5 protein-coding genes are annotated in these 6,577 nt (G+C 62.5%); 2 read left to right on the forward strand and 3 right to left on the reverse strand.

The window, feature by feature from the left end; translation table 11 throughout:
• Nucleotides 1-14 precede the first annotated feature (14 nt).
• Complete coding sequence (locus SGJ19_02300) at nucleotides 15-368, forward strand: hypothetical protein (GenBank protein ID MDZ4779067.1); 354 nt, start codon at nucleotides 15-17, stop codon at nucleotides 366-368.
• 2 nt (nucleotides 369-370) lie between these two features.
• Nucleotides 371-3,361: a PVC-type heme-binding CxxCH protein gene (locus SGJ19_02305; GenBank protein ID MDZ4779068.1), complete on the forward strand. Its 2,991-nt coding sequence runs from the start codon at nucleotides 371-373 to the stop codon at nucleotides 3,359-3,361.
• Between the two features lie 19 nt (nucleotides 3,362-3,380).
• On the opposite strand, the gene SGJ19_02310 is transcribed toward SGJ19_02305, so the two are convergent.
• The 3 genes from SGJ19_02310 to SGJ19_02320 all read right to left on the reverse strand — a co-directional run.
• Entirely contained in the window at nucleotides 3,381-4,523 is a 1,143-nt protein-coding gene (locus tag SGJ19_02310; protein ID MDZ4779069.1) for a deoxyguanosinetriphosphate triphosphohydrolase, read from the reverse strand.
• Nucleotides 4,524-4,619: 96 nt separating this feature from the next.
• Nucleotides 4,620-5,534 (reverse strand): DUF1559 domain-containing protein, encoded by a 915-nt coding sequence (locus SGJ19_02315; GenBank protein ID MDZ4779070.1) that lies wholly within the window; start codon nucleotides 5,532-5,534, stop codon nucleotides 4,620-4,622.
• 44 nt (nucleotides 5,535-5,578) lie between these two features.
• Nucleotides 5,579-6,577: hypothetical protein (locus SGJ19_02320; protein ID MDZ4779071.1), on the reverse strand; the 999-nt coding region annotated here is incomplete at its 5' end.

The raw sequence follows: 6,577 nt of genomic DNA on the forward strand, positions 1-6,577 counted from the left end.
TTCAGGTTTTTGGCATGTCGATCGCTGAGGAGTCGCTCCGCATCACGGGGCTGTTTGAGGCCGAGCTCCTCGTGGAGCTCATGTTGCGACATTGGCATCATCCACTTGCCGACGATGCTGACTTTCGCATTGAACTGCTTGAGCTTGCGGCGGAAGCACTTCGGCTGGCGGTAGCGGGAAATGTGTTGATTCCTGAACTCCCTGCGGTGAAAATGAATCTCGTGGCCGCGGTCTGGTATGCGGAGCAATCACAGAGTTCCATCTCCGCAGTCGAAAGCGCCGCAGTCACTCCCGCCAGAGTCGCTTGGCTTGATGCCGTACGACGCTCACTCCCCTCCTGTTTCTGCGATCCCGAGTTCCTGCCGTGAACATGCTGGCTGTGCCCTCCTTTCACACTTACTTAGTCGCCTTGCTCGCCTGCACTGCCTGGCATGAACTTGGCTTGCTTGGTGTCGCGCAGGAACCGCAGCCGGACTTCGCCGCCGAGCTTGTTCGCGTGCCACCGCTGGCGCCAGCGGATGCTTTGGCGTCGTTCGAAGTTCAACCGCCGTTTCAGTTGGAGCTCGTCGCGACTGAGCCGCTTGTGAATGATCCGGTCGCAGTGGCCATCGACGACCGGTTGCGGATGTATGTCGTGGAGATGCGCGACTACTCCGAGGACCAGGAAGGGCATCTCGGGCAAGTGCGCTTGCTGGAGGACCAGAATGGCGACGGGAAATATGATGCCGCCACTGTGTTCGCCGACAAGATCTCCTGGCCCACGGCGGTCGCGTGTTGGAACGGAGGCGTGTTCATCGGCGCCGCGCCGGATATCTGGTATTGCCGCGACAACGATGGCGACGGGCGCGCGGACGAGCGGCGTGTCGTGTTCACCGGCTTCCGGCGGCACAATGTGCAGGGATTGCTCAACAGCTTTCATTGGGGACTCGACAATCGCATCCACGGGTCGTCGAGCTCCTGCGGTGGACTCATCGTCCGCCCCGATCAGCCTGACGCGCCGGGCGTGAATGTGAACGGCCGCGACTTCGCTTTCGACCCGCGCACGCTAGAACTTGAGGCCACGAGCGGCGGCGCGCAGCATGGCATGTCGTTCGACGATTGGGGTCGAAAATTCGTCAGTTCCAATAGCGATCACTTGCAGCAAGTCATGTTCGAGGAGCGCCGTATCGCGCGCAATCCGCTATTGGCCGCGCCCGGCCCGCGCGTGAGCATCGCGGCGGACGGTCCGCAGGCGGAGGTGTTTCGCCGCAGCCCGGTCGAGCGTTGGCGCGAATTGCGCACCGCGCTGCGCGTGGCCGGCAAAGTGCCAGGCCCGATCGAAGGCGGGGGCCGCGCCGCCGGCTACTTCACCGGCGCGACGGGCGTGACGATTTATCGGGGCGACGCCTGGCCCGAGGAATTTCACGGCTTAGCGATCATCGGCGACGTCGGCAGCAACATCGTGCATCGCAAGCGCCTCGAACGAAACGGACTGGAATACATTGGACGGCGCATGGACGAGGCGTCGGAATTCGTCGCGTCGACCGATATTTGGTTCCGACCCGCGCAGTTCGCCAATGCGCCGGACGGTTCGCTCTATATCCTGGACGTGTACCGCGAAGTCATCGAGCACCCGGACAGCTTGCCGCCAATCATCAAGCAGCATCTCGATTTGACGAGCGGCAACGATCGAGGGCGTATCTATCGGATTGTGCCGGAAGGCTTCAAGGAGCCGAAGGTTGTTCGGCCGAGTGACTTGGACACGCGGCAACTGACGGCGCTGTTAGAACACCCGAACGGCTGGCATCGCGACACGGCGGCGCGGCTGCTCTTCGCGCGTCAAGATTCGGCCGCGGTCCCGGAGTTGGAGCGACTCGCCGCGGAATCGTCGCTGCCGCTCGCTAGAATGCACGCGCTTTATGTATTGGCCGGATTGAATTCTTTGAGCGACGCACAATGGGCGAAATCGATTGCCGACCACGATCCACGCGTCGCGACGCACGCGGTGCGTTTGTGCGAGGGACGCCAGCTCTCGGAATCGCTCGTCATGGCGATTCGGACGGCACTGAAGCGTGGGGACTTGGACCTCGACTACGAAATCGCCTTCACGCTGGCGGAACTGCCGCTGGACACGCGCGTCGAACTGGCGAGCGAGCTGGCGATGCGCTACCCCGACGATCGCTGGCAGCAGCTCGCGCTCCAGAGTTCGCTATTGCAGGGCGCCGGGCAAGTGGCGGCGCGGTTGATTCAAAGCGCCTCAGCGCCGAACGCCACGTTTCCGACGGCGTTCGTGGAATCGCTCGCCGCGCAAGTCGCCAAGGCCGACGAGCCGGAGGAATTCGCGGCACTTGTAATGGCGTTTCGCAATGCGCCATCCGAGACACAATCAACGCTAGCGCCGGCGTTGGATCGATTCTGCGCCGCGACCGTGGCGCGCACCGGCCAGGCGAATCGCATCGAGGCCATTCCTGATGCGAGTTTGCGCGAGCTCATGTCGCAGAATCTCCAACAGGCGCTAACGACGGCCACCAATGCTCAAGCATCGCTTCCGCAACGCGCGACGGCGATGCGCATGCTGCGTTGGCTGCCGTGGGAAGCGCTGCACGAGTTGGTTGCCGAATCGCTTTCCGCTCGCTCGCCGCTAGAACTACAACTCGCGGGTTTGCATCTCGTCGCGGCGGTCGCTGATCCGGCCGCGGCAAACTTGCTGCTTGAGAACTGGCCTGGCTTCAGCCCCTCCGCCCGTTCCGCCGCGTTGGAAGCGATTTGTTCGCGGCCGACCTACATCGCCGTGTTACTGCAAGCAATCGAACAAGGCGATTTCTCCGTGCGCGAACTAGATGCGGCCCGTGTGAAAATGCTCACCGGTCATGCGGACGCTGAAATCAAAAGGAAAGCTCGGCGCATACTGGCCGACACCGCGCCGTCACCCCGCGCCGAGGTATTGAACACATACCAGTCGGCGTTGAGCCTGCAGGGCGACGTCGCGCGCGGCCGCACCGCGTTTCAGCGCGTTTGCGCGGCGTGCCATCGTTTGGAAAACGTGGGCCATGAACTGGGCCCGAGCCTTGCAGCGATGCGCTCGCGCGGTCCCGAGGCGATTCTCACGAATGTCCTTGATCCGAATCGTGAAGTGAATCCGCTGTTCGTGAGCTACGTCGTGAATACGACGGATGGCCGCGCGGTGACCGGCATCATGGCCGCCGAAACCGCCACGAGCATCACTCTGCGCCGCGGCGAAGGGGCCGAAGATACGATTCTCCGCGCGGAGATTGACGACATCGCCGGCACCGGCATGTCATTGATGCCCGAAGGTCTAGAGCAGCAACTCGAACCGCTAGCCCTGGCCGACGTGATTGCTTATGTGATGAGTGCGAAGTAACGATTGTTTTGTAAGGCGATCACTCGCTTGCCTTGCCCGCGAAGAGCCGCCGGTACTCGCGTTCGGCATACCGGTCGGTCATGCCGGCGAGATAATCGCAAACGGTGCGTTCCACGCCGTCGCTCGGCATGCGCTCCCGAAATCTCTCCGGCATCAGCTCAGGGCGCTGCACATAGCCGGCGAACATCGCGTGCAACGACGTTTGCGCTTCCTCGCGCAGTCGTAGCACGTCCGGATGGCGGTAGACGCGGTCAAAGAGGAATTGCTCCAGTTCCCGTTTGCGCTCCAGCAGCGGGCTGCTCGCGCGTACGATCGTCGGCGCCGTCTTGGCATCCTCGGCGCTGCGGATGCCGTGCGCGGCGATGCCTTGCTCGGCCTGTGCGACGAGGTCGCCGACTTGCCAATCGATCAGCGTGTGCAACAGCGCGCGCCGCAGCGTCTTGCCGCGTAGATTGCGGTAACTCTCGCGCAATTGTTCTCGCGCCTGTCGCCAGAGCGGGATCTTCAGCAACTCGTCCAGCGTCAATAATCCAAGCTCCATCGCGTCGTCGGCGTCGTGCGTGTCGTAGGCGATGCTGTCGGCGGCTTCGACGACTTGTACTTCGATGAGATTGCCCGCGTCGAAATGCTTGTCGATTCGCGCCGCGTGGCCGTCGAGAATCTCCGCGGAGACGTTCAATCCGGGGAATTCCGGGTAGCGTTGCTCCAGCAACTCCAAGACGCGCAGTCCCTGGCGGTTGTGCGAGAAACCGCCATGTTCGGCGAGGCATTCGTTCAACGCGTCTTCGCCCGCGTGGCCGTAAGGCGGATGGCCCAGATCGTGCGCCAGGGCCAATGACTCGACGAGGTCTTCGTTGAGTCGTAGCGCCCGGGCCAAGGTCCTGGCGACAGTGGCGACTTCCAAAGTGTGCGTTAGCCGATTGCGGTGATAATCGCCCAAATCGCCGGTGAAGACCTGCGTCTTGTAGGCCAATCGCCGGAAGGCGCTGCTATGGAGAATGCGGTCGCGATCCCGTTGGAACGGCCCGCGATAGGGATGCGGCGATTCGGGATACCGCCGGCCGCGACTCGTCTCGCTGTGCATCGCATACGAGGCAAGCGTGGCCCTCTCGCGCGTCACGATCGACTCCGGCGCGGGCGAACTGAAATAGGTTGAGGTCACAGCAGTCGACTTAAGGGAGAGCAATTCCGTCGCGGCGCGCCCGGCGCTGCCGCCGAGTGTTCAGCGCTTTGAAATTCTATCAACCACGGGAAACGCCTACCATGCCGCGTCGTCGATCGGCTCGCCTCCTTGGATCGTAGCCAGCTGGCGATATAGCCGTAGTTCGATGCTCTCGTTCACCCAACGGACCGAACCATCGCACATCGCGAAAAACAGGCCTCCGGGATGCTCGCTGCGAAACCCTTGCGCGTTCGGCCACCAGTGCGGGCTTTCCACGGCAAGGTTGGGCGGCATCGCGCAGGTGCTGTAGACGTTGTTGGCATAAGGCCAACTGGTGAAGTGGTCCTCCTCCGGCAACGCTTCGCCGAGCAGAAACGTCGTACTCGTCCCGTCGCGAATATGGTTCTGGCCGCGAGGTTTTTCGTGGTCGGCGCGAAACATCGGTCCGTCGCCGTCCTCCAGGCCGTCGAACGAATTCGTACGGCTGGGGTTGCGCCAAGCGGTGCCGATTTCTTCCATCCGCTGCGAACCGTCGGCGCCCCAATTGGCGCCCATCACGGCCTTGTAATTCGTCAGCCCGACGTCAAAGCCCTCCAGATTGCCAGCGTCGCTGGTCGGGCCGGACGTACTAAATCCATCGCTCGGGCAGCGGTACAGGGCAATGGAATGCGCCGCGATGCCGCTTTCGCGCAGCGTCTTCTTGGGCACGCCGCCGGCGCGGTGCAGGTCGTTCCGTTCGATGCGGGGCAACAGCGCGGCGAGAAAACTCCAAGAAGTGCTGTCCGGGCCGATGCCTTGCGGGACTTCGAAACCGCCCGCCGGAAAGCGGCGAAACGCGGCATGATGGTTTTCGATCGCCAACGCGACTTGCCGGAGATGATTCTGACACTGCGCTTTGCGAGCCGCTTCGCGACTGTTCTGAATCGCGGGGAGCAGGATCGCCACCAGCATGCCGATGATGGCGATCACCACGAGCAATTCGACTAGTGTCACTGCGCGGCGTGCGTCCATAGTCAAATCGCCTTCGATGAGTTCGGAACGCACGGCAGTTCGATTTAAGGATCTCGCGTGAAAAGCGTCAAACTCACTTGATGGCTGCCAGCCACTTCACGCGTGGCGGGAGGGCCGGTGAATTCCTGATGCGACTCAAGCCGCCATCCATCGCGCGAATTCGCGAACGGCTCTTGTACTTCTAATCGCCACCAGCGGACGCAGTCGGCAGGCGGCGCGTGCGGGCCGTCGGCAAGCAATTCCGCTGCTTGAAGCGAAGTCGTATGAATCGGTTGCCCGCCTTCGGCGACGTGCGTCAGGTACACGCGCGCGTCGACCTCGAATCCGGCGCGGTGCGAGTAGTATTTCGCGATGTTCACCGTTTGCGGTAGGCTGACGGTTACTACGTCGCCGTCGCGGTATTGGTTCCGCAGCGAGTTCATCGCCTTCTCCATCGCTGGCGTGTCCGTCGGCAAGGAACACATGTACGCGGCCGTGGCCGGCAGAAATAACAGTCCCAACGTGGCCAGGTAGGCGAAGCGTGTGGCGTTGGAGTTCAACACGACGTATACGCCGCCGAGCAGCATCAAGAGTCCAGCGTCGGCGAACAGGAGATAGCGTTCCTGCAGCAACGGACGCCCGGCGAGCCCTGAGATGGCAAGCGTACACAACCAAGGCAAGGTGACCATCAACCCGAACAACGAGCCCGCCAATGCCGCACGTCGCATCAATACCACCGCTCCGGCAACGAGCCCGATGAGCAATGCGCCGGTAAGCCATGCACTCTCCGGCGGGCGGCCGACGTTCCATTCGTACATTGCCGAGAGAGTCGCCGCGAATCCGCGCGACGGCACCCAGAACCAGGCTTTTGTGCGCTGCGCCTGCGCCATGAGCACCGGCAACCAAGGGCTGTAAACAACCATCGCAGCCAGCACCGCCGCGGCCATGCCCAGCAGCGTCGACTTTGCTAGTTCTCGCTGGCGTTTCATCGCCAAGCAAGTCGCCATGCCGAGCGCCACGACACCATGTGCTACCAACGTGAAGAATGCGAAGTGATGTCCTAA

This window comes from Planctomycetia bacterium, assembly GCA_034440135.1.
Lineage (GTDB): Bacteria > Planctomycetota > Planctomycetia > Pirellulales > JALHLM01 > JALHLM01.

Coding starts and splice junctions, on each gene's coding strand:
- SGJ19_02300 (MDZ4779067.1), top strand. CDS start 15: ATGTCGATCGCTGAGGAGTCGCTCCGCATCACGGGGCTGTTTGAGGCC.
- SGJ19_02305 (MDZ4779068.1), top strand. CDS start 371: ATGCTGGCTGTGCCCTCCTTTCACACTTACTTAGTCGCCTTGCTCGCC.
- SGJ19_02315 (MDZ4779070.1), bottom strand. CDS start 5,534: ATGGACGCACGCCGCGCAGTGACACTAGTCGAATTGCTCGTGGTGATC.